Origin of the sequence: Aeromonas sp. NJAU223, assembly GCF_051125555.1 — a bacterium.
GTDB classification, from domain to species: Bacteria; Pseudomonadota; Gammaproteobacteria; order Enterobacterales; family Aeromonadaceae; genus Aeromonas; species Aeromonas veronii_G.
Genome location: NZ_CP144204.1, coordinates 1073869 through 1097362, shown reverse-complemented (window position 1 = coordinate 1097362; position 23494 = coordinate 1073869). Strand labels below are relative to the sequence as shown.

Here is a 23494-nt window from a genome sequence, read left to right as displayed (position 1 = left end):
CTCTCCATCGGGGATGGCGAGGGGAGAGCGCGGGAATGGAAAAGGGAGAATTAGTGGCTGGTCTGTTCGCTGAGCTGGGCATCGTGCTGACGCAGACCCTGCTTCTTGGCGTAGAACATCAGGATGATGAGCGAGACCACGAAGGTGGCGGTGAGATTGGAGCCCTTGGCCCCCATCAGCGCCACCAGGCAGAACACGCAGGCGATACCGGAGAAGGTCATGGCCCCCATGCTGCGGGACGTCATGCCCTCGAAGCGGATGAGATTAATGCTGGAGTAGAAGTAGGGCAGCATGGTCAGCAGCACCGCATCCGTGGTCAGCACGTTGAACAGGTCGGCGGCGTGGGCGGACTGGGAGGTGAACGCGGTCAGCACCACCATCAGCGCCGTCATCTTGAGGGAGCCCAGGATCAGCCCCTTCTTGGCGACCCCGTTCTTGTCCAGTTCGCCGTAGATCTTCGGGAAGTTGCCGTCGTGGGCGGCGCGCTTGCCCGCCTCCCCCACCAGCATCATCCAGGAACCCAGCGAGGTGAAGCAGGCCAGGGCGGTAAAGGCGGAGACGAAGGGGGCGGACCAGTCACCGAAGATGGCGGAGGAGGCCATGGCGAAGGGCGCGCCGGAGGCGGCTACTTCACCGGCCGGGAACATGCCGCTGATCACCTGGGTGGAGAGGATGTAGATGACGCCGGCGATGGCGGTGCCCAGCATGGTGGCCAGCGGCACGGTGCGCTTGGGATCCTTCACCATGCCGGAGGAGACGGCGGCGGATTCGACCCCGACGAAGGACCAGAGGCAGATCAGCACGGCGCTGATGACCGCATGGACATCGCTGCCACTGGTGGTGTTCCAATTCTGGCGATAGACGTTCACGTCGAAGTGATCCCAGCCGAGCAGGGCCGTGCCCACCACCGGCAGCAGGATCAGCACCAGGCCAAGGGTACAGAGGCGGCTCACCCAGCTGCCGCCGAGCAGGTTGACCAGGGTGAAGACCCAGACTGCGGCTATGGTGGCCACGGCCGCCGGAATGGGGTCATTGAGGATGGGGAAGAAGACGGAGAGGTAGGAGACCCCCGTGATGGCGATGGCCAGGTTGCCTATCCAGTTCGCGTGGTAGTAGAGCACCCCGGTCTGGAAGCCGAACACCGGGGAGATCTCGCCGGCGTAGGCGATGGGCCCCCCTTCCTGCGGGTTCTTGGTGGCGAGGCGGGCGAACACGAAGGCCAGCCCCATGGCCCCCACCAAGCAGATGGCCCAGCTGAACACGGAAATGGAACCTATGGTGGCGAGGGCGGAAGGCAGCAGGGCGATGCCGCTCCCCATCATGTTGCCGACCACCACACCTGTACAGGCGATGAGGCCGATCTTCTTGCTCGTATCTAGGGACATAAGAAGCACTCCGGGTCGATAAAAAGTCGTGTGTCTGACATCCCCCCGAGGCGGGCTGCCAGCGAATGCCCCCAGACTAGGCTTCTCTTTCGTGCAAAACATAAGGGTCCGCTCAGGGATAAAACCATGAGTGACGTTTTTTCCCGGGCTCATCGAAAATCGTAAAAATCATCTAAAAACAGTGAGTTGATTGATGCCTCATCCATCACCTTGATAAAACCCTGATATTCCGCCCCGCCCCTTGATGACCCTGATGACGAGGCGGACGGCGCCTTGATATTTTTCCTGACCGCCTTGATGAGCCAAACGGTTCCTCTCCATCCCAGTCCGGGCCCGGTTACGGCTGGGGCAACGGCGGCCACCCAGCCCCCGGGCCCTCCCCTGCCCCGTATCGCTTGACATGAAACGACACAATCCGTGCACAGATGGCCATTGAAAAGAACATCCTCAATGGCATCGGCACAAAAGGCAGCGCAGACCACTTTTCATCACGATAAAACCAGAGAGTTTGATTGTCAGAGGTGATAAGAGAGCTCGGGTCGGCACCGCCTGCCCCGGTCTCGAAGAAAAGGGGCGAGCAAGGAGAGGGACTACCCCGGGCGCAGCGGAAGAGGCGAAGGTCCCATGAGGGAGGAGCTGGAGAAAGTAGAAGATGGGAGGATTTGGAGGAAGTGGAGGATATGGAGGAAGTGGAGGATATGGAGGAAGTAGAGGTAGAAGGTACTTATGGGCTGGATACGATCACACAAAGCAGGAACACGGCACGGGAGTGCGTAGAGACTCCCCGTTCAAGACCGCCCGCAGGCGGCCTTGAACGGCAAGGAGCGCGTTCACGCCATCAGAACAGCTTGACCTTGCTCTGTCCCAGGGTGTTGAACAGCACGGGGGCCAGGGTCTCCATATTGCTGTAGAAACCCAGACGCTGGCACAGCAGATAGGTCTGTTCGGTCGCCTCCATCAGGAAGGCCTGGCTGTAGGCATCCCCCGCCAGGTCGGGGCTGCCGTCCAGCTCCGCCAGTTTGCCGCGCAAGATGTGATAGAGCACGGTGCGGCCGCGGCTGGCGGCCTGGGCCAGCAAGCGGTTCGCCTGCTGCTGCTGGCCTGCCAGTATGGCCTGCAGGGCCAACGCCTCCCACACCCGGGCGGGCAACACGGCCCCGCCCTGCGCCACCTCGGCCAGATGGACGCCAATCTGCTGCTCTCGCTCGCTCTGGGGCTCACCGGACAGCGTCGCCAGCGCCTCCCCCGCCAGATAGCGCTCCGCCAGCAGCAGCGGCTGATCCGGCTGCAATGCCAGGGAGGCATCGAGCAACTCGACACCGCGCCCGAGGGCCGCCTGATCCTGCTTGTTGGTGTAGTAGTGAGCCTCCATCAGCGCCATCAGCGCCTCGTCATCCGTGGGCCAGCCCGCTCCCGGGGAGGCATCCGGCCGCGCCAGCACCCGCAACAGATCCTGACTGCTCGCCTGCAGCACCCCGTGCACGTTGTGGCGACTGAGCAGGTACTGGTGGCTGAACAACACCCGGCTAGTGTTGAGATTACGGTATTCCAGATCCAGATAGGTGCCCCCCGGCTGGTGGGAGACCCGCACACTCAGCTCCTTGCCGGGGCGGATCCCCCCCAGCAGGTTGGTGGCACCGTATTGCACCCGCAGCGGGGTGGCAGCCGCCACCTCCCCCATCAGGGCACGGGTGATGCCATCGGCGAGGCGCACATTCTCGTTGGTGCCATCCATGCCGGTGTGAAAGCGGAACACCAGCAACTCGGGATCCAGCATGGAGTGCACCCGGGGGGCGGCGTGCTGGTAGCTGAGCAGGCTGACGACGGTGATAAGCAGAACCACCACGAAGAGATCGAATCCCAGCATCCGGCGGCGGCTGCGGCTGTCTCTGGCGTGGGTCGAGATGGCGCGGGTCAGGGGACCGGCGGGGAAAGGGGTCTTGCCCTGCTCATCGGCGGGGGGGCCGGAGTCTGCTCCGGTGGGGATGATCTCGGGACAGGCCGTGCCCTCGGGCTCCGCCACCACCACGGAGAGCACCTGCAACGGACGCACCGGCGCCACCAGCTTGTAACCCCGCTTGGGCACGGTGACGATGTACTCGGCGGCATCGTGGCGACCATCCTTCAGGATCTTGCGCAACTCGAAGATGGACTGGGTCACCACCTGATCGGTCACCACGGCACCGGCCCACACCTCGTTGATCAGGGTGTCGCGGCAGAAGACGGTACCAGCATGGCTCGCCAGAAACCGCAGCAGATTGACCAGCCTGGGCTCGAGGTAGACCTCCCGCTCGGGGCGGCACAGCATGTTGTCGTCGACCCTCAGGGTCCAGTCATGGATTTCAAAAACCGATTCGCTCATGTTTCACTCACTGCAGATGGGGGCTATGCACGATGAGAGTGACGCGACAGGGGTGGCTGACCGGGTACAGGGCATTGAATGGGGCCATCTGGCGATGCCTGAGAGTCAGCAGGTGAGACCTGCCTGCGTCCTAAGAGCATCCTTGCGGGATCCCGGCCTGGGCACGGGAGAGAAATACTTTAAGCAAAACGGGAGCCAGATCCCACTTCTTTCACCGATTATCTGGCGCTGGCTTGATCCCATGGGGGATTTGCGCTGCGTCTTGCCAAAAAAGCCATCATATTGACCACAAAATGGCCATGCCACAGCATGAAGGCATAAAAAAAGCCCCCGACGGTGCGGGGGCTTGAGAGTGCTGGCTGTGGGGGCTTAGCAGTAGCCGTAACCCAGCAGACGCTGGTAGCGCTGCTCCAGCAGCTGCTCGCTGTCGAGCGGACGCAGTGCGTCCAGATCCTGCTTGATGCGGGTCTTGAGGCTCTTGGCCATCTGTTCCACATCCCGGTGGGCGCCACCGAGGGGCTCCTGGACGATATGGTCGATGAGCTTGAGCTCCTTCAGACGCTGGGCGGTGATGCCCATGGCATCGGCGGCCACCGGTGCCTTGTCGGCGCTCTTCCACAGGATGGAGGCGCACCCTTCCGGCGAGATGACGGAGTAGGTGGAGTACTGCAACATGTTGACCCGATCGCCGACGCCGATAGCCAGGGCGCCGCCTGAGCCACCTTCACCGATAACGGTGCAGACCACGGGCACCGTCAGACCGGCCATGACCTTCAGGTTGCGGGCGATGGCCTCGGACTGGCCACGCTCCTCGGCCCCCACGCCGGGGTAGGCGCCCGGGGTATCGATGAAGGTGATGATCGGCATCTTGAAGCGCTCGGCCATCTCCATCAGGCGCAGGGCCTTGCGGTACCCTTCCGGGCGCGGCATGCCGAAGTTGCGCTTGATCTTCTCCTTGGTCTCGCGACCCTTCTGGTGACCGATGATCATCACCGGCTCGCCGTCGAGACGGGCGATACCGCCGACGATGGCCTTGTCATCGGCATAGGCGCGATCGCCCGCCAGTTCGTCAAAATCGGTGAAGATCTGCTCGATGTAGTCGAGGGTATAAGGGCGCTGGGGATGACGTGCCATCTGGGATACCTGCCAGGCCCCCAGATCGCCGAAGATCTTCTTGGTCAGCTCTTCGTTTTTCTTCTCCAGCCGGCGAATGTCCTCGCTCAAGTCCACGGCATTGTTATGCTCGCTCACATGGCGAAGTTCATCGATCTGTGCCTGCAATTCGGCGATCGGCTGTTCAAAATCCAGAAAAAGACTCATAGGGACAATAGATCCTCTAATCAAAAACCAATTCAACCCGCTCTCGTCCAAGCAGGACTCGCAAGTCATCTATCAGTTGATCGGTGGGCGTCACCCGCCACTCGGTACCGAGCGTCAATCGCGCCCGGGAGCCGGGCCGACGATAGTTTACCTGAACCGGACAGACTCCGGCACGGGCGGGCTCCAAAATCTCGCACAAACGCGGGAAAAAGCGCTCGTCAATGCGTTGTTCATCGAGGGAAATCCGGATCGCCCTGGCGAAACGCTCCCTCGCATCGTTGATATCCAGCAATTCGCGGGCCGACATTTTAAGGCCACCGGAGAAGTCATCAAAGCTGACCTGTCCAGAAACCACCAAAATACGGTCTTTTTGCATCAATTCTTCATATTTTTCCAGCGCTTCACTGAACAGGGTCACGTCCAGACGGCCGGATTTGTCGTCCAGGGTGAAGATCCCCATCTTGTTGCCACGCTTGGTCACCATGCTGCGCGCCGCGATCACCAGCCCGGCGGCCGTGGTCACGGTATCCCGGGAGGTGGGGTGCAGATCGCACAGACGCCCCGAGGTGTAGCGACGCAGCTCGCCGCTGTACTGGTTGATGGGGTGGCCGGTCAGATAGAGGCCCAGGGTCTCCCGCTCCCCTTCCAGCCAGATCTTGTCCGGCCAGTGGGGCACGTTGGCGAACGCCTTCTTGACGTCGTCGATCTCCTCGGTGAGCACCCCGAACATGTCTACCTGGCCCACGGCCTGGGCCTTGGCGTGCTGCTCGGCGGCGCGCATCGCCTCCTCCAGGGTCGCCATCAGGGCGGCCCGGTGGGGGCCGAGCCTGTCCATGGCGCCGGAGAGGATGAGCTTCTCCATCACCCGTTTGTTGAGCTTCTTGATGTCCACCCGGTTGCAGAAGTCGAACAGATCCCGGAAGGGACCGTCCTGATCCCGGGCACTGAGGATGGCCTCGATAGGGCCTTCCCCTACCCCCTTCACCGCGCCGATGCCATAGACGATGTGGCCATCTTCATTGACGCTGAAGCGATAGCGACCGGTGTTCACGTCCGGCGGTATCACGGTCAGCCCCATGCGCTGGCACTCGTCCACCAGGGTCACTATCTTGTCGGTGTTGTCCATGTCCGCGGTCATCACCGCCGCCATGAACTCCGCCGGGAAGTGGGTCTTGAGCCAGAGGGTCTGATAGGAGACCAGCGCGTAGGCGGCGGAGTGGGATTTGTTGAAGCCGTAGCCCGCAAACTTCTCCACCAGATCGAAGATCTTCATCGCCAGCTCGCCGTCGACGCCGTTCTTGATGGCCCCTTCCTCGAAACCGGCCCGCTGCTTGGCCATCTCTTCTGGCTTCTTCTTGCCCATCGCCCGGCGCAGCATGTCCGCGCCGCCCAGGGTATAGCCCGCCAGCGTCTGGGCTATCTGCATCACCTGCTCCTGGTAGAGGATGATGCCGTAGGTGGGCTCGAGTATGGGTTTGAGGCTCTCGTGCTGCCACTTCTCGTCCGGGTAGGAGATGGCCTCCTTCCCGTGCTTTCGCTCGATGAAGTTGTCCACCATGCCGGACTGCAGGGGCCCCGGTCGGAACAGGGCCACCAGGGCGATCATGTCTTCGAAGCAGTCGGGCTGCAGCCGCTTGATGAGGTCCTTCATGCCGCGGGATTCGAGCTGGAACACCGCCGTGGTCTCGAAGCGCTGCAACAGGGCAAAGGACTTCTTGTCGTCGATGGGGATGGCGGCGATGTCGACCGGCGGCTTGCCCTCTTTGGCGAGCCGCGGGTTTATCATGCCGAGCGCCCAGTCGATGATGGTCAGCGTGCGCAGCCCCAGGAAGTCGAACTTCACCAGGCCCGCGTACTCCACGTCGTTCTTGTCGAACTGGGTGACCGGGTGGTGCCCCTCGTCGTCACAATAGAGCGGCGCGAAGTCGGTGATCTTGGTGGGGGCGATGACCACGCCACCGGCGTGCTTGCCGGCGTTGCGCACCACCCCTTCCAGCCGGCGCGCCATGTCGATGAGGTCCTTGACCTCCTCATCCTGCTCATAGAGCTCGGGCAGCTTGGGCTCGGCCTCGAACGCCTTGGCCAGCGTCATGCCGGGATCCGGCGGAATGAGCTTGGAGATACGATCCACGAAGCCGTAGGCGTGGCCCAGCACCCGGCCCACGTCCCGCACCACCGCCTTGGCCGCCATGCTGCCGAAGGTGATGATCTGGGAGACCGCCTCCCGGCCATACATCTCGGAGACGTGGTCGATCACCTCGTCCCGTCGGTCCATGCAGAAGTCGACGTCGAAGTCGGGCATGGAGACCCGCTCCGGGTTCAGGAAACGTTCGAACAGCAGGTCAAATTCGAGGGGATCCAGATCGGTGATCTTGAGGGCGTAGGCCACGAGCGACCCCGCCCCCGAGCCCCGGCCAGGACCGACGGGGATGCCGTTGTCCTTGGACCACTGGATAAACTCCATCACGATGAGGAAGTAACCGGGGAAGCCCATCTGGTTGATGACTTTGAGCTCGATCTCGAGGCGCTCATCATACTCGCCACGCTTCTGGGCCCGTACCGCGGGGTCCGGGAACAGGAATTCGAGCCGCTCCTCCAGCCCCTCGCGGGATTTCATGACCAGGAAGTCTTCGGTGGTCATGTCGCCGGTGGGGAAGTTGGGCAGGAAGTATTCGCCGAGGCGCACCGTCACGTTGCAGCGCTTGGCGATCTCCACCGTGTTCTCCAGCGCCTCTGGGATGTCGGCGAACAGATCCAGCATCTCTTCCTGGCTGCGCAGGTACTGCTGGGGGCTGTAGCGACGCGGACGGCGCTTGTCCATCAGAGTGTAGCCGTCGTGGATGGCGACCCGGATCTCGTGGGCGTCGAAGTCGTCGGCGTTGAGGAAAACCACCTCGTTGGTGGCCACCACGGGCACATTGAACTCGGTCGCCAGGGCGACCGCCATGTGGAGATACACCTCCTCATCGGGCCGACCGGTGCGCAGCAGCTCCAGATAGTAGGCATCCGGGAAGTGTTGCTGATAGAAGGCGAGGCACTGCTCCACCATCTGGCGGTTGCCCTTGAGCAGGAACTTGCCCACGTCCCCTTCCCGCCCGCTGGAGAGCACGATGACCCCCTTGGCGTGATCGCTGAGCCAGGCCTTGTCGATGACCGGGCGACCCTGCACATGGCCGCGCTGGTAGCCGCGGGAGATGAGCAGGGTGATGTTCTGGTAGCCATCGTTGTCCATGGCCAGCAGGGTGAGGCGGAACTGCTCCTCGCCGAGCTCGTCGCTCTGCACCCAGAAATCCGCGCCGACGAGGGGCTTGATCCCCTTGCCATGGGCGGAGCCATAGAAGCGCACCAGGCCGCACATGTTCATCTGATCGGTCAGGGCCAGGGCGGGCATGCCGTTGGCCGCCGCCGCCGAGACGATGGGGCCAATCTTCTGCAGGCCGTCCACCATGGAGAAATCGGAGTGGACCCGCAGGTGGATGAAACGAGGATCGGCCATTTATTCGATCCCCAGGGCGCGGCGCACCGGTTTGAAGCTCTGCCGGTATTCGGGCAGGGGGCCACGCTCGGCCAGGATGGCGAGGTGTTCGGCGGTGGGGTAGCCCTTGTGGCGGGCAAACCCATACTCGGGATGGCGGCTGTCCAGCTCGGTCATCTCCGCATCCCGGGTCACCTTGGCGAGGATGGAGGCGGCGCTGATGGCGGCCACCAGGCTGTCACCCTTGACCACGGCACGGGCCTCCATGGGCAGGGCCGGGCAGCGGTTGCCGTCGATGAACACCAGCTCGGGCGTCACATTCAGCCCAGCCACGGCCCGCTGCATCGCCAGCATGGTGGCGTGCAGGATGTTGAGCTCGTCGATCTCCGCCGGGCTGGCGCGGCCGATGGCGAAGGCCAGGGCCTTCTCCTTGATTTCGCTGAACAAGGCGAGGCGCTTCTTCTCGGAGAGTTTCTTGGAGTCGGCGAGGCCTGCGATCGGGTTCGCCGGATCCAGGATCACCGCAGCGGTGACCACGTCCCCCACCAGGGGGCCACGGCCCACCTCATCAACCCCGGCCACTCGCTTGTCTTGTGGAATCTCGATTTGCATATCAAAGCCTTGAATCAAAACCGGCCCCGCAGGGCCAGTGTCAGCACAACATCACGCCGATGGCGACCCGCCACGTCTATCTGTCCAGCAGCTCGGCCACGGCCTCTGCCGCCTGCACGTCCGCGTTGCAGCGGATCTGCTGGTGCAACCGGGTGAAGGTGGCGATGAGCTCGCGGTTGTCGTTGTCCAGCAGCTTGTTGACCTCCTGCACCAGATTGCAGGGGGTGCACTCGTGCTGGATGAGTTCGGGCACCAGCATCTTGTCCGCCAACAGGTTCGGCAGGGAGACATAATCCGTCTTCACCAGCCACTGGGCCAGCCAGTAGCTGAACGGCTTGAGTTTGTAGCCCACCACCATGGGTTTTTTCACCAGCATGGCTTCCAGCGCCGCGGTGCCCGAGGCCAGCATCACCACGTCGGCGGCGATCATGGCCTCCCGGCCCTGCTCATCGAGGAACACCATGTTGAGATCCGGGGCCACCTCCGCCTTGATGGCGAGGAACTGCTCGCGCCGCTTGGCATTGACCAGCGGCACGATGAAGCCGAGATCCGGGCAGTGAACGGTCAGCTGCTTGCACGCCTCGAGGAAGACCGGGGCCATGAAGGCCACTTCGGCGGTGCGACTGCCGGGCAGTACCGCCAGCCAGCGGCGGGAGGGGTCTATGCCCAGCTCCTTGCGCACGGCAGCCTGATCCGGCTCCAGCGGAATGGCATCGGCCATGGTGTGCCCGACGAAGCGGCAGGGGGCATCGAAGCGGTCGTAGAAGGCCTTCTCGAATGGCAGGAAGGCGAGCACCATGTCGGTGGCGGCCTTGATCTTGTGAATACGGCTCTGACGCCAGGCCCAGACGGAGGGGCTGACATAGTGAACCGTCTTGATACCGGCGCGGCGCAGTTTCAGCTCCACCCCGATATTGAAATCCGGTGCATCCACGCCGATGAAGATATCGGGCGGATTGGCGATGAAGTGGCGCAGCAGCTCGCGGCGCACCTGCAGGATGCGGGGAAGACGCCCCAGCACCTCGCTGATGCCCATGACGGAGAGCTCCTCCATCTCGAACAGGGCCTTGACGCCGAGGGCCTGCATGCGCGGCCCGGCGATGCCTTCGAACTGGGCATCGGGGTAGCGGGCCTTGAGCTCGCGCACCAGGCCGGCTGCCAGGATGTCGCCGGAGGTCTCTCCGGCGACGATGCCGATGCGAAAGGGCTTAGGCACGAATGATCCCGCGCTCGTTGTCTTTGAGGAAATCCACATAGAGCTGAACGGCAGGTTCGCTGGCCGCCATCTCGGTCAGTACGGGAAGTACCTCTTCGATGGTCTTTCCGGAGCGGAAAATTTCTTTATAGGCGCGTTTTACCGCAGAAATCGCTTCCGGGCTGTAACCGCGACGACGCAGGCCCTCGGAGTTGACCCCGAACGGCTTGGCGTAGTTGCCGGCGGCCATCACATAGGGCGGCACGTCCTTGTTGAGGGCGGCGCAGCCACCGACGAAGGCGTGGGAACCGACACGGCCGAACTGATGGATGGCGGAGAGGCCACCGAAGATGACGAAGTCGCCGATCACCACGTGACCCGCCAGGGTCGCGTTGTTGGCGAAGATGCAGTTGTCACCGATGATGCAGTCGTGGGCCACGTGCACGTTGACCATGAACAGGTTGCCGCTGCCCACCTTGGTCAGGGCGTGATCCTGGGTGGTGCCACGGTGCACGGTGCAGTTCTCGCGAAAGACGTTGTTGTCGCCGATCTCGAGGAAGGTGCGCTCGCCGGCGTACTTCTTGTCCTGGCAATCCTCACCGATGGAGCTGTGCTGGAAGATCTTGTTGCCGCGACCGATCTTGGTGGGCCCCTTGATCAACACATGGGAGCCTACCCAGGTGTTGTCGCCGATTTCCACCTCGGCGCCAATGACGGAGAAGGGGCCGATTTCAACCCCTTTGCCAATCACTGCGGTCTCATGGACGATGGCGGTCTCGTGAATGATGGCAGTCTGATCGATCACGTTCGTTAAACCTCGCGTTTGGCGCACATCAGCTCGGCGGTGCAGACAATGTCACCATCAACGGTAGCAACACCGGTGAACTTGGCAATGCCGCGGCGCTCTTTCAGGAACTCCACGTCCAGCACCAGCTGATCGCCGGGACCGACCGGGCGCTTGAAGCGCGCGTTGTCGATGGAGGCAAAGTAATAGAGTTCGTTGGGGGACGGCTTGCCCACCATGGTAAAGGCCAGGATGCCGGTGGCTTGCGCCATGGCTTCCAGGATCAGCACGCCGGGGAACACCGGCTTGGCCGGGAAGTGGCCTTGAAAGATCGGCTCGTTGAAGGAGACGTTCTTGATGGCACGCAGGGTCTTGCGCTCATCGCTGATCTCGTAGTTCTCGACCTTGTCCACCATCAGGAAGGGATAACGGTGGGGCAGCAAGTCCATGATTTCCTGGATACCCAGGCTCTTCTTTTCAGTAGTCAAAACAGTACCCTATACCAATCGTGATTATTCTTGATCCAGCTTTTTCTCAAGTCGGCTCAACCGCTTGTGCATCTCTTCGATACGCATCACCCGGGCGGCGGTCTTGCGCCACTCTTTATTGGTCTGCAGGGGGATGCCGGAGGAGTAGACACCGGGCTCGGTAATGGGTCGCATCACCATGGCCATACCGGTGACGGTGGCCTGGTCGCAGATCTCCATGTGCCCGTTGAAGACGGAAGCGCCGCCAATGATACAGTATTTGCCGACCTTGAGACTACCGGCCATCACGGTGGAGCCCGCCACGGCGGTGCCGTAGCCAATCTCGACGTTGTGAGCTATCTGGCACTGGTTGTCGATGATAACGTTGTCCGCGATGCGGGTATCTTCCAGCGCACCTCGGTCAATGGTGGTACAGGCCCCGATTTCGACCCGATTGCCGATGGTCACGCCGCCGAGCTGGGGGATCTTGATCCACTCGCCACGCTCGTTGGCATAACCGAAACCGTCGGCCCCGATCACGGTGCCGGCTTGCACCAGACAGTCCGTGCCCAGGGTCACGTTGTGATAGAGGGTGACGTTGGCCCACAACCGGGAGCGCGCTCCCAGTCGGGTATTCTGGCCAACGAAACAACCCGGGCCGATGCGCACGTCATCCCCCAGCACGACGCCGGATTCGATGACGGCATTGGCGCCGATGGCCACTCTCTCGCCCAGTTGCACGTTTGCCGCGATGACGGCGCTCGGATGGATATCCGTGGCCGGCTGCGGGGTGGTGTCCAGCAGTTGGGCTACCCGGGCAAAGCCCACATAGGGGTCTTTGAGCACCAGGGCATTGGTGGGACAGAAGGGCAAGTCCGCCTCGGTGATGAGCACGGCCGTGGCCTTGCTCTGCTCCAGATAGTGGCGGTACTTATTGTTGGACAGGAAGGTGATATCACCCTCCCCGGCCTTTTCCAGTGTCGCGACCTTGCGGATTTCCTGGGTTCCATCCCCATGAACCTGGGCCCCCAGTTGCTGGGCCAGCTGTGCGAGAGTGAATGCCATCAATTAGTTGCTCTTGCTTACCTGAGAAATAACCTGGGCAGAGATGTCCATCTTGCTGGCGGCATACGGGGCGGCATTGCGCTCCAGCACCAGATCATAACCATTGCTCTTGGCGATGGAATCGATGGCAGCCTGCACCTTGGTCAGGATCTTGCCACGCTCTTCGGCCTGACGACGACCATTGTCCTGCTCGAAGGCCTGACGCTTCTGGTTGAATTCCATCTGCAGCTTGGCCAGTTTCTCCTGGTTCTGCTTCTTCTGGTCGTTGCTCATGAAGGCTTCATCCTTCTTGAACTTCTCGACCAGCTTCTGGCCGTCGGACTCCAGCTTCTGCAGCTCGCGCATGCGCGGCTCGAATTCGCTCTTGAGCTTCTTGGCCACGGCGTCACGCTGGGGCAACTTCTGGAAGACTTCGCTCATGTCGACCACGGCGATCTTGGTATCAGCCCAGGCGGAGCCCATACCGGCAGCCATCAGTGCAAGACTCAAACCAGCTACTTTCAACGCTTTCTTCACACTTACTCCTTGGTCCCTCGGTTGAGGGCTACCTGATTTACTCGATTGTGCAAGCAGTCTCAAGACCGCCTGTTGCCTGGTGAGGCTCGCCCGTTGCGCGCCCCATCATTGAATACCCCCCACCTGGGTGGGGGGAACATCCGCGCAACTCGTCAGAAGGTGCGGCCGATGTTGAAGGAGAAGACTTCGGTATCGTCCCCTTCGTATTTCTTGAGCGGTTGTGCCAGCACGAACACCAGGGGGCCCATGGGGGAGAGCCACTGCAGGGAGAGGCCGGCGGACATCCGGATATTGCTGGGGTCAGAATAGTCCATCAGATAGTTACAGCCACTGAAGCAACGGTTCTGGTAATCGCTGTAGTCGAACGTGGTGTCCCACACGGTACCGGCATCGATGAAGAAGCTGGTCCGCAGCTGGGGCTGATAGCTCTCGGACGCGAACGGCGTCGGCACTATCATCTCCAGGGAGGCGACCGCCAGGGCGTTGCCCCCGACCGAGCTGTCGGTGCCCTGGATCACGTCGTTACCGCCCAGGTTGTAGTAGTAGAGTGCCTTCGGACCCACGGTGTTGCTCTTGAAACCGCGCAGGGTATCGAAGCCACCGGCATAGTAGTTCTCGAAGAACGGCAGCACATGATCGTAGTCGCCGTTGCTGCCATAGCCGTTGCCATAGGAGGCACGGGCCTTGGCCAGCATGACCCACTGGTGATCCGCATCAAACGGGAAATAATGTGCGTCTTCGGCATTGAGCTTGAAGTACTGCAAGTCCATGCCCGGCACGGTCACCTTGGCATTGACCCGCTGACGATCCCCCGCGGTCGGGAACTGGCCCTTGTTGAGAGTGGAACGGGTCCAGCCGGCGGTGACGTCGACGGTGTTGAACACCATGCGGTTCTCGCCATCCAGGTTGGACTGGTACACCTTCCAGAACTCATCCACCTGGACATAGGGGTTGGGCTGGGACAGCTTGTTGTTCTCGTAGCCGAGGCTGAAGTCGAGACGGTTGTTCTCGTTGACCGGGAAACCACTGGAGAGGCGGAAGCCGATGGTGGTGTTCTCGTAGTCCACGATGTTGGCGTCGGCCGCGCTGAACTTGTTGTAGTAGAGGCGACCGCCCAGGCTGACCCCGTCGACGGTGAAGTAGGGATCGTTATAGCTGAGATCGATGTTCTTCGAGTAGTCGTTGGTGCTGGCGTTGATACCGATCTTCTTGCCGGTACCCATGAAGTTGTCCTGCTGCAGACCCGCCTGCAGGCTCAGGCCCGATTCGGTGCCGTAGCCGATACCAGCGTTGATGGAACCGGCCGGCTGCTCCTTGACCTTGAAGTCGAGATCGACCTGGTCATCGCTGCCCGCCACCCGCTTGGTGTCCACTTCGGCACTCTCGAAGAAGCCCAGACGGTTGAGACGGGTCTTGGACTGCTCGACGTTGTCGGAGGAGAGCCAGGTGCCTTCCATCTGACGCATCTCGCGACGCAGCACTTCGTCCTTGGTGGTGACGTTGCCGGTGAAGTTGATGTTGCGCACGTAGACACGGGGGCCCGGCTCCACGTTGACGATGAGCTCGACCTCTTTGGTGGCGTCATTGACCTGGGGGAAGGTGGTCACCTTGGGATAGGCGTAGCCGTAGCGGCCGAGGAACTTGGAGAGCACCTCTTCGGTGTGGGTCACCTGGCTCGCGGAATAGACGCTGCCGGCTTCGATGGGGATCAGCCCCTGCATCTCGCCACCGCGATCGATGAGATCGCCCTTTATCTGTACGCCGGAGACCTTGTACTGGTCCCCTTCCTTGATGTTCAGGGTGACGTAGACCCCCTTCTTGTCCGGGGTCATGGAGACCTGGGTGGACTCCTGGCTGAAGCGGATGTAGCCGCGGTCCATGTAGTACGAGCGCAGCACTTCGATGTCGCCCGCCAGCTTCTGCTTCTGGTAGCGCTGGTCGCCGGTGAAGTTCCACCAGGGCACATCATCCTTGAGGGAGAGCTGGGCCAGCAGCTTCTCTTCCGGGAACACCTGGTTGCCGACGATGTTGATCTGCTGGATCTTGGCCGCTTCCCCTTCCACGAAGGTGAACTTCAGATCGACCCGGTTGCGGGGCAGCGGGGTGACGATGGCCTTGACCTTGGCGGAGTACTTGCCCACGCCATAGTAGAAATCTTCGAGGCCCTTCTCGAGGGAGCTCAGCACGGTACGATCCAGGGGATCACCGACCCGGATGCCGGAGGACTCCAGGCTCTGGGTCAGCTGCTCTTCCTTGATGTCCTTGTTGCCGGAGAACTCGATGCTGGAGATGGTCGGGCGTTCCTTCACCACCACTTGCAGCACCTGGCCGTCCCGGTAGACCTTGACGTCCTCGAAGTTGCCCGAGGCATAGAGCCGCTTGATGGCGTTGGCCAGAGAGACGGAGTCGACGGAGTCACCGACCCGCACCGGCAGATTCAACAGGGCGGCGCCCAGGGTCACCCGCTGCAGACCCTCGACCTGAATGTCTTGCACCACAAAAGAGGCAGGGGCCGCCTGAGCCAGGAAGCTGGCTCCCAGCAGGCAACTCAACACCAATGCTTTTTTAACAGCCATTTTGTTCTTATGTGTCCTTGTTGATGCTCTAGCCTCAGAGGCGAGCGAAATCATTAAACAGCGCAATGCCCATCAGTAACATCAGAATGGCGGCGCCTATCCTGAACCCAACTTCCTGAATTTTTTCCGGTACTGGCTTGCCGGTGACTGCCTCGATGAGGAAGTAGACCAAGTGGCCACCATCCAGCACCGGCAGGGGGAACAGATTGATGATCCCCAGATTGACGCTGATGAGCGCCAGGAAACCGAGGAAATAGACCAGTCCGTAATCGGCGCTGCTGCCGGCGCCCTTGGCAATGGAGATGGGGCCGCTCAGGTTGTCCAGCGAGACGATGCCACCAATCAGCTTGCCAATCATGTCAAAGGTCAGCGTGATCAGGCTCCAGGTCTTCTGGAGGCCATGCCACAGGGCTTGCAAAGGCCCATACTGTAACAGAACTCGATACTCATCCGGTAATGGAACCAGTTGCGGCGACAGGCCGACGAAACCGACCAGTTCCCCCCTCACTTTCTTCGCATCCGGGGTCAGGGCCAGGGTCAGCTCGCTGCCTTCCCGCTCCACCGTCACCTGCAATGCCTGCTCCGGAGAGTGCTGCACCCGCTGGACGAACTGGGTCCACTCGGTGATCGCCTCATCCCCTACCCGCTTGATGCGATCCCCGACCTGCAGACCCGCCTTCTCGCTGGCGCTGTTGGGGACGATGGCATCGACCACGGGCAGCACCTTGCCGCCAAGGGGCACGATGCCGAGGCTGCCGATGGGGGACTCTTTGTCCGGATCGAAGGTCCAGCTCTCCAGCATCAGCGTCTTGTCGGTGGCATAGCTGGTATCTGCCGCTTTCAGCTTGAGCTGCACGGAGCTATCACCCAGGTGACTGATGAGGGCGTAGGTCACCGCCTCCCAATCCCCCGTGGTCTCATCCCCCACGCCGACAATTTCCATGCCGGGCAGGACACCCGCCTCGGCCACGATGGAGCCGGGGCGAACCTCGCCAACCATCGGCTTGACGCTTGGGACGCCAATCATGAACATCAGCCAGAAGGCGAACAGGGCAAACACGAAGTTGGCCATGGGGCCGGCCGCGACGATGGCCATCCGCGCCCAGACGCTCTTGTGGTTGAAAGCCTGTTGCTCTTCACCGGGCTTGAGTTCATCGACCCGACCATCCAGCATCTTCACATAGCCACCGAGGGGGATCAGGGCCAGCACGTATTCGGTGCCATCCTTGCCGATACGGCGCCAGATAGCCTTGCCAAACCCGATGGAGAAGCGCTCCACCTTGACGCCGCAGCGGCGGGCCACCCAGAAGTGGCCGAATTCATGGACCGCAACCAGCAGTCCGAGGGCGACGATGAAGGCCCCGATATTCCAGAGAACCCCGCCCATCAGTGCGCCACCCCGGCGTCATGGGCGCGGCGGGATGGGAACGACAGTTGCATTCCAATCATCGAGCAAGCTCCTTAATCAGTTGCTGGGCACGGGCACGGGCCACAGTGTCCAGCGCAATCAGATCGTCCAGGGAGGTGGCGGGGCTGTTGCCCAGGGCTCCCATGATGGACTCGTTGACTCTGGCAATATCCATAAATCCGATCCGCTCTGCAAGAAAAGCCGCGACGCTCTCCTCATTGGCGGCATTGAGGGAAGTCGTCGCCGCCTGTCCCTGCGCACAGGCGGTCATGGCCAGTGCCAGGCAGGGATAGCGTTCATAGTCCGGACGAATAAAGCTGAATTCTCCGACACTGAAGAAATCCAAAGGTTCAACGCCGGACTCAATCCTGGCCGGGTATGCCAGGGCGTGGGCGATGGGGGTGCACATGTCGGGATTGCCGAGCTGGGCCAGCACGGAACCATCCTTGTACTGCACCATGGAGTGGATGACCGACTGGGGGTGGATCACCACCTGGATCTGCTCGGGGGCGGCATTGAACAGCCAGCGCGCCTCTATGTATTCGAGCCCCTTGTTGATCATGGTGGCGGAATCCACCGAGATCTTGGCCCCCATGGACCAGTTCGGGTGAGCGACCGCCTGGGCCGGGGTGACCCGATCCAGCTCGGCGATGTCGGTATAACGGAAGGGGCCGCCGGAACCGGTCAGCAGTATCTTGCTGATGCCGGCCCCCGCCAGATCGCAGAAACCGGGCTGGCGCTGGATATCCTCTGGCAGGCACTGGAAGATGGCATTGTGTTCGCTGTCGATGGGCAGCAGGGTGGCGCCGCCATCGCGCACCGCCTCCATGAAGAAGGCCCCGGACATCACCAGCGCCTCCTTGTTGGCCAGCAGGATGCGCTTGCCCGCCCGCACGGCGGCCATGGTAGGCGCCAGTCCGGCGGCGCCGACGATGGCCGCCATGACGCTGTGGGCGTCGGGGTGGGCGGCCACGTCGCACAGGGCGGCCTGGCCGGACAGCACCCGGGTGGCACTGCCATGGGTCTTGAGGCGCTCCGCCAGCTCGCGGGCCGCGCCCGCATCGACCATAACGGCAAAACGGGGGGAGAATTCGAGACAGTCTCGCAGCATGGCATCCACGCTGCGGGCCGCCGTCAGCGCCAGCACCTGCCAGCGCCCCGGGTTCTGTCGCAGTACCTTGAGGGTGCTCTGACCGATGGAGCCCGAGGCTCCCAGGATCACCAGGTTGGACATTAGAACTCCTGACTGAGAAGCAGATAGCTGAGCAAGAAGACCGGCAGCGCCGCCGTCAGGCTGTCGATACGATCGAGGATGCCGCCATGGCCCGGCAGCAGGGTGCCGGAGTCCTTGATGCCCGCTTCGCGCTTGAACATGCTCTCGGTGAGATCGCCGAGCACGGAGGCCAGCACCGCCAGCAGGGAGCAAAGCAACACCACCCCCATCTTGGCGGGCACGAAGCCCATGAACCAGGTGACACCGACCGCCAGCAGGCTCGCGGTAAACAGGCCGCCCAGCATGCCCTCGATGGTTTTACCCGGGCTCACCGCCGGCGCCAGCTTGTGTTTGCCGAATGCCTTGCCGAAAAAATACGCGCCAGAATCTGCCGCCCAGACCAGCCCCATGACGAACAGCAGGATCCAGGCCCCCATCATGGGGTCGTGATAGAAGTTGTAGCCACGGATGGCCACCAGGGACCAGAAGAAGGGCACCAGGGTGACCAGGCCGAACAGGGACTTGAGCCAGATGGACTTTTGCCACAGCTTGGCGCTCTGGGGGTAGCGCAATACCAGCAGCAGCCCCAGCAGCCACCAGCTGACCGCGGTCCAGAGTACCCCCATCAGCAGGGGATGCAGCTGCGGGATCCAGAGTTGCTCCACCGGCACCCAATACAGGCTGGCACCGAGCAACAGACAGAACACCAGCGGCAACCATTGCTGCGGCTGGGCAGAGACGAAGGCGCTCCATTCACGGCTGGCCAGCACGAAGACCAGGGCGGCCAGCAGGGCGAAGAATTTCAATGGCAGAAAAAACAGTGCCCCCAACACCAGGGGTACTAGCAGTAATGCGGTAATAATTCGTTGTTTTAGCAAAAGAACCTCTCTCTTGGGAGCGGGATTTAGCCGGTCTGGTGCTCGGCGATCAATGCCCGTATCTGTTCACCCGTGCACCCGAAGCGACGCTCGCGGGCCACGAAGGAGGCTACCGCCTCACTGAACTCGGCCTCGTTGAAATCGGGCCACAATACCGGAGTAAAATAGAGCTCGGCATAGGCCAGCTGCCACAGCACAAAGTTGCTGATGCGATGGTCGCCACCGGTGCGAATGAGCAGGTCCACCGGCGGCAGATCGGCCATGCAGACCTGGTCTGCCAGCATCCCCTCGTCGATCGCCTCCGCATCCAGCTCACCGGCTGCCACGGCGCGGGCCAGCTTGCGAGCGGCCTGGGCGATGTCCCACTGACCACCATAGTTGGCGGCAATGTTGAGGGTCAGCCCCTGATTGGCGGCAGTCAATGCCTCCGCCTTGGCAATCTTGGCCTGCAACCGTTCGCTGAAACGGGCGGTATCGCCGATCACCTTGAGACGGATGCCGTTGCTGTGCAACTTGGTCACCTCGCGCCCCAGCACCGTCATGAACAGCTCCATCAGAGCGTTCACCTCCCCTTCGGGACGGCGCCAGTTCTCGCTTGAAAACGCAAACAGCGTCAGCGCCTCCATCTGGGCGCGGGCGGCGAAGGTCACTGCTTCACGGACGGACTTCACACCCGCCTTGTGGCCCGAGACCCGCATCTTGCCGCGGTTTTGAGCCCAACGACCGTTTCCATCCATGATGATGGCAACGTGACGAGGCAAAGACGAGCTGGCGCTATCGCCCAGCGCTGCCAAAAGCGACATTCATTTCTCCCACAAAGACAAAAGCGCCGTGCAGGGGCACTACACGGCGCTCGTAATATACCTGTCGGAGGCTTAGATTTCCATTAGCTCCTTTTCCTTCGCAGCCAGCGCTTCGTCTACCAGCTTGATGAAGGAATCGGTGAGCTTCTGGATCTCTTCCTGGCCACGACGGTCGTCGTCTTCGGAGATCTCTTTGTCTTTGAGCAGGGACTTGAAGTCGGCGTTGGCATCACGACGGATGTTGCGCACCGCAACCCGGGCACCTTCCGCTTCGGCGCGGACGATCTTGGTCAGATCGCGACGACGCTCTTCGGTCAGCGGCGGCAGGGGCACGCGCAGGGTCTGGCCGTTGCTGGAGGGGTTCAGGCCCAGATCGGAGGTCAGGATGGCTTTCTCCACCGCCTGGATCATGGAGCGATCGAAGATGGAGATGGAGAGCGTACGGGCATCTTCCGCCACGACGTTGGCCAACTGTTTCAGAGGAGTGGCGGCACCGTAATACTCCACCTGGATGCCGTCGAGCAGGCTCGGATGAGCACGGCCGGTACGGATCTTGGACATCTGGGTTTTGAGCGATTCTACGCTCTTGGCCATGCGGTCCTTGGCGTCGTTTTTAATCTCGTTGATCACAGTGTTTTCCTTTTGGCGAACGAGCCGGTACGCGGCTCGTGTCTATCTTATTGACTGGCGTAATGGATAAGCACGCCTAATGACCCAGGTTATCTTATTAGCTGGTGTCATGAGCAAGTGCACAGGGTTGCCCACTCTACCCGATTGGCCAGCCATGGATAAGAAAGTCCGATGACTGACGCTATCTTACTTGCTGGCCTGATGGATCAGGGTGCCTTCCGGCTCACCCATGATGACACGGCGCAGGGCACCCGGCTTGTTCATGTTGAACACCCGGATCGGCAGATCGTGATCACGGGCCAGGGTAAAGGCTGCAAGATCCATTACCTTGAGTTCTTTTTCAAGAACTTCATCATAACTCAGTTCGTGATACAGCACGGCATCCGGATTCTTGACCGGATCGTCGGTGAACACGCCATCGACCTTGGTCGCTTTCAGCACCACGTCGGCTTCGATCTCGATGCCGCGCAGGCAGGCTGCGGAGTCGGTGGTGAAGAAGGGGTTGCCGGTACCGGCGGAGAAGATGACCACCTTGCCGGCGCGCAGCTGGCTGATGGCTTCGGCCCAACTGTAGGAGTCACAGACCCCCTGCAGGGAGATGGCCGACATCAGGCGGGCATTCACATAAGCACGATGCAGGGCATCACGCATGGCCAGGCCGTTCATGACGGTCGCCAGCATGCCCATGTGGTCACCCACCACGCGGTTCATGCCCGCCTTGGCAAGACCGGCGCCACGGAACAGGTTGCCGCCACCGATGACCAGACCAACCTGAACACCCAGCTCAACCAGCTCTTTGATCTCTTGGGCCATCCGTTCCAGCACCGCCGGATCAATGCCAAAACCCTCGGATCCTTGCAGGGCTTCACCACTCAACTTCAGAAGAACACGTCTGTATGCAGGCTTGGGATTGGTACTCATGTCACTGATTCCTGGTCATATAAAGACCGCGACATAAGTCGCGGTCTGGGGAAACGGAAAAACCGGTTCGATTAGGCCTTCTGAGCGGCCGCGATCTGGGCTGCTACTTCAGCAGCGAAATCGGTCTCTTGCTTCTCGATGCCTTCGCCCACTTCGAAACGGGTGAAGGAGACAACGTCAGCGCCTTCTTTCTTCAGCAGATCGGCAACAGTGATGGACGGATCCTTCACGAAGGGTTGACCAGTCAGGGAAACCTCACCGGTGAACTTCTTCATGCGGCCTTCAACCATCTTCTCGGCGATGTCTTTCGGCTTGCCGGAGTTGATGGCGATGTCGATCTGGATTTCGCGCTCTTTGGCAACGACTTCGGCAGACACGTCTTCCGGCTTGACGAATTGCGGGCTGTTGGCAGCAACGTGCATGGCCAGATCTTTGGCCAGCTCGGCAGTACCACCGGCCAGCTTGGTGATAACACCGATGCGGGAACCGTGTACGTAGGTACCCAGGTTGTCACCTTCAACCAGCATCACGCGACGCAGGTTCATGTTCTCACCGATCTTGGCGATCAGGTTGGTGATGGTCAGCTCAACAGACTCACCGTTACCGAAGTCGGCCGCCTTCAGGGCGTCAACGTCAGCAATTTTCTGGGTCGCGGCGATGTCGGCGATCTTCTGGCCCATGGCCATGAAGCTGGCATCTTTGGCGACGAAGTCGGTTTCGCTGTTCAGCTCGATCATGGCGGCAACGTTGCCTTCGGTACGGGCGAAGATCACGCCTTCAGCGGCGATACGGCCCGCTTTCTTGGCGGCCTTGGCCTGACCGGATTTACGCATGTTCTCGATGGCCAGCTCGATATCACCAGCAGCTTCTTCCAGTGCTTTTTTGCAATCCATCATGCCAGCGGCGGTGCGCTCGCGCAGTTCTTTTACCAGGGCGGCAGTAACGTTAGCCATGTCCAGTATCCTCGGTCTTGATTTGACAAGAAACAGGGGCCACAAGGGCCCCTGCTAACCAATTACATCAGCTTGGTTAATAAGGGCTTTTCAGTCCTTACTAATTACTCAGCTTCAACGAAGCCATCTTGTTCGGCTTGAACAACGATGTCCTGAGCGCGAGCTTCCAGTACGGTGTCAGCGGCAGCATTCAGGTACAGCTGTACGGCACGGATAGCATCGTCGTTACCCGGGATGACGTAATCAACGCCGTCCGGGTTGGAGTTGGTATCAACGATGGAAACTACCGGGATACCCAGGTTGTTGGCTTCTTTGATAGCGATGTGCTCGTGGTCGGCATCGACAACGAACAGAACGTCAGGCAGGCCGCCCATGTTCTTGATACCACCCAGGCTCTTCTCCAGCTTTTCCATTTCGCGAGTACGCATCAGCGCCTCTTTCTTGGTCAGCTTGTCGAAGGTACCGTCTTGGCTCTGGGTTTCCAGATCCTTCAGACGCTTGATGGACTGACGAACGGTTTTCCAGTTGGTCAGCATGCCACCCAGCCAGCGGTGGTTCACATAGAACTGGTCGCAACGCTCAGCGGCTTCTTTAACGGCTTCAGACGCGGCACGCTTGGTACCTACGAACAGTACCTTGCCCTTCTTGGCAGCTACGGAGCTGATGAAGTTCATGGCATCGTCAAACATCGGAACGGTTTTTTCCAAGTTGATGATGTGAACTTTGCTGCGGGCGCCGAAGATGTAGGACTTCATTTTCGGGTTCCAGTAACGAGTCTGGTGACCGAAGTGAACACCGGCTTGCAGCATGTCGCGCATAGAAACTTTAGCCATTTTATACCTCTGTATTGGGGTTAGGCCTCCACACATCCCATGTAACCGACCCCAAAGGGGCACCCCGGTACAGGTGTCGATGTGTGTGTGTTGTTTAA

At 61.1% G+C, this 23494-nt stretch carries 19 protein-coding genes; all 19 read right to left on the bottom strand.

Translation table 11 applies throughout. From position 1 onward, the window contains the following. Positions 1-50: 50 nt before the first annotated feature. Entirely contained in the window at positions 51-1385 is a 1335-nt protein-coding gene (gene cadB, locus VZC39_RS05195) for a cadaverine/lysine antiporter (RefSeq protein ID WP_434666318.1), read from the bottom strand. A gap of 838 nt (positions 1386-2223) precedes the next feature. Next, positions 2224-3747 carry a lysine decarboxylation/transport transcriptional activator CadC gene (gene cadC / locus VZC39_RS05190; protein ID WP_434666316.1) on the bottom strand — a complete coding sequence of 508 codons (1524 nt, stop codon included), beginning with the start codon at positions 3745-3747 and terminating at the stop codon, positions 2224-2226. A gap of 369 nt (positions 3748-4116) precedes the next feature. Then, positions 4117-5067 (bottom strand): acetyl-CoA carboxylase carboxyl transferase subunit alpha, encoded by a 951-nt coding sequence (gene accA / locus VZC39_RS05185; protein WP_349921373.1) that lies wholly within the window; start codon positions 5065-5067, stop codon positions 4117-4119. Between the two features lie 16 nt (positions 5068-5083). Beyond that, complete coding sequence (gene dnaE / locus VZC39_RS05180; RefSeq protein WP_434666313.1) at positions 5084-8563, bottom strand: DNA polymerase III subunit alpha; 3480 nt, start codon at positions 8561-8563, stop codon at positions 5084-5086. Continuing rightward, positions 8564-9154, bottom strand: coding sequence for a ribonuclease HII (gene rnhB / locus VZC39_RS05175; protein WP_349921371.1), 591 nt, complete (start codon positions 9152-9154; stop codon positions 8564-8566). 76 nt (positions 9155-9230) lie between these two features. After that, a complete protein-coding gene (lpxB, locus tag VZC39_RS05170) occupies positions 9231-10370 on the bottom strand; it encodes a lipid-A-disaccharide synthase (protein ID WP_434666309.1) in 1140 nt (379 codons plus the stop codon). After that, the gene (gene lpxA, locus VZC39_RS05165; protein WP_349921369.1) at positions 10363-11154 is read right to left on the bottom strand and encodes an acyl-ACP--UDP-N-acetylglucosamine O-acyltransferase; all 792 of its coding nucleotides are present in this window, start codon (positions 11152-11154) and stop codon (positions 10363-10365) included. The genes lpxB and lpxA overlap by 8 nt, the downstream gene beginning before the upstream one ends. A 5-nt stretch (positions 11155-11159) precedes the next feature. Next, positions 11160-11621 carry a 3-hydroxyacyl-ACP dehydratase FabZ gene (gene fabZ, locus VZC39_RS05160; protein ID WP_434476178.1) on the bottom strand — a complete coding sequence of 154 codons (462 nt, stop codon included), beginning with the start codon at positions 11619-11621 and terminating at the stop codon, positions 11160-11162. A gap of 24 nt (positions 11622-11645) precedes the next feature. Further along, a complete protein-coding gene (lpxD, locus tag VZC39_RS05155) occupies positions 11646-12665 on the bottom strand; it encodes a UDP-3-O-(3-hydroxymyristoyl)glucosamine N-acyltransferase (RefSeq protein WP_434666305.1) in 1020 nt (339 codons plus the stop codon). Between the two features lie 3 nt (positions 12666-12668). Further along, the gene (locus VZC39_RS05150; protein ID WP_349921367.1) at positions 12669-13181 is read right to left on the bottom strand and encodes an OmpH family outer membrane protein; all 513 of its coding nucleotides are present in this window, start codon (positions 13179-13181) and stop codon (positions 12669-12671) included. A gap of 152 nt (positions 13182-13333) precedes the next feature. After that, positions 13334-15757: an outer membrane protein assembly factor BamA gene (gene bamA / locus VZC39_RS05145; RefSeq protein ID WP_434666302.1), complete on the bottom strand. Its 2424-nt coding sequence runs from the start codon at positions 15755-15757 to the stop codon at positions 13334-13336. A gap of 34 nt (positions 15758-15791) precedes the next feature. Further along, on the bottom strand, positions 15792-17144 hold the full coding sequence (gene rseP / locus VZC39_RS05140; RefSeq protein WP_434666300.1) for a sigma E protease regulator RseP: 1353 nt from the start codon (positions 17142-17144) through the stop codon (positions 15792-15794). A gap of 58 nt (positions 17145-17202) precedes the next feature. Beyond that, on the bottom strand, positions 17203-18399 hold the full coding sequence (gene ispC / locus VZC39_RS05135) for a 1-deoxy-D-xylulose-5-phosphate reductoisomerase (RefSeq protein ID WP_434666297.1): 1197 nt from the start codon (positions 18397-18399) through the stop codon (positions 17203-17205). Further along, positions 18399-19256, bottom strand: a complete 858-nt coding sequence (locus VZC39_RS05130; protein ID WP_349921363.1) for a phosphatidate cytidylyltransferase — start codon at positions 19254-19256, stop codon at positions 18399-18401. Before VZC39_RS05130 ends, ispC begins: the two co-directional genes overlap by 1 nt. Before the next feature lie 26 nt (positions 19257-19282). Further along, positions 19283-20059, bottom strand: coding sequence for a polyprenyl diphosphate synthase (gene uppS, locus VZC39_RS05125; protein WP_434666294.1), 777 nt, complete (start codon positions 20057-20059; stop codon positions 19283-19285). A gap of 72 nt (positions 20060-20131) precedes the next feature. Continuing rightward, positions 20132-20689 (bottom strand): ribosome recycling factor, encoded by a 558-nt coding sequence (gene frr / locus VZC39_RS05120; protein ID WP_349921361.1) that lies wholly within the window; start codon positions 20687-20689, stop codon positions 20132-20134. 186 nt (positions 20690-20875) lie between these two features. Next, a complete protein-coding gene (gene pyrH, locus VZC39_RS05115) occupies positions 20876-21610 on the bottom strand; it encodes a UMP kinase (RefSeq protein WP_349921360.1) in 735 nt (244 codons plus the stop codon). 71 nt (positions 21611-21681) lie between these two features. Further along, positions 21682-22563, bottom strand: coding sequence for a translation elongation factor Ts (gene tsf, locus VZC39_RS05110; protein WP_349921359.1), 882 nt, complete (start codon positions 22561-22563; stop codon positions 21682-21684). Between the two features lie 104 nt (positions 22564-22667). Next, the gene (rpsB, locus tag VZC39_RS05105) at positions 22668-23396 is read right to left on the bottom strand and encodes a 30S ribosomal protein S2 (RefSeq protein WP_005303470.1); all 729 of its coding nucleotides are present in this window, start codon (positions 23394-23396) and stop codon (positions 22668-22670) included. Positions 23397-23494 lie beyond the last annotated feature (98 nt).

Excerpts from the sequence above, each read along its gene's own strand:
- cadB (WP_434666318.1), bottom strand. The coding sequence starts at position 1,385 with ATGTCCCTAGATACGAGCAAGAAGATCGGCCTCATCGCCTGTACAGGT.
- cadC (WP_434666316.1), bottom strand. The coding sequence starts at position 3,747 with ATGAGCGAATCGGTTTTTGAAATCCATGACTGGACCCTGAGGGTCGAC.
- accA (WP_349921373.1), bottom strand. The coding sequence starts at position 5,067 with ATGAGTCTTTTTCTGGATTTTGAACAGCCGATCGCCGAATTGCAGGCA.
- dnaE (WP_434666313.1), bottom strand. The coding sequence starts at position 8,563 with ATGGCCGATCCTCGTTTCATCCACCTGCGGGTCCACTCCGATTTCTCC.
- rnhB (WP_349921371.1), bottom strand. The coding sequence starts at position 9,154 with ATGCAAATCGAGATTCCACAAGACAAGCGAGTGGCCGGGGTTGATGAG.
- lpxD (WP_434666305.1), bottom strand. The coding sequence starts at position 12,665 with ATGGCATTCACTCTCGCACAGCTGGCCCAGCAACTGGGGGCCCAGGTT.
- bamA (WP_434666302.1), bottom strand. The coding sequence starts at position 15,757 with ATGGCTGTTAAAAAAGCATTGGTGTTGAGTTGCCTGCTGGGAGCCAGC.
- rseP (WP_434666300.1), bottom strand. The coding sequence starts at position 17,144 with ATGGGCGGGGTTCTCTGGAATATCGGGGCCTTCATCGTCGCCCTCGGA.
- ispC (WP_434666297.1), bottom strand. The coding sequence starts at position 18,399 with ATGTCCAACCTGGTGATCCTGGGAGCCTCGGGCTCCATCGGTCAGAGC.
- uppS (WP_434666294.1), bottom strand. The coding sequence starts at position 20,059 with ATGTCGCTTTTGGCAGCGCTGGGCGATAGCGCCAGCTCGTCTTTGCCT.
- pyrH (WP_349921360.1), bottom strand. The coding sequence starts at position 21,610 with ATGAGTACCAATCCCAAGCCTGCATACAGACGTGTTCTTCTGAAGTTG.
- tsf (WP_349921359.1), bottom strand. The coding sequence starts at position 22,563 with ATGGCTAACGTTACTGCCGCCCTGGTAAAAGAACTGCGCGAGCGCACC.
- rpsB (WP_005303470.1), bottom strand. The coding sequence starts at position 23,396 with ATGGCTAAAGTTTCTATGCGCGACATGCTGCAAGCCGGTGTTCACTTC.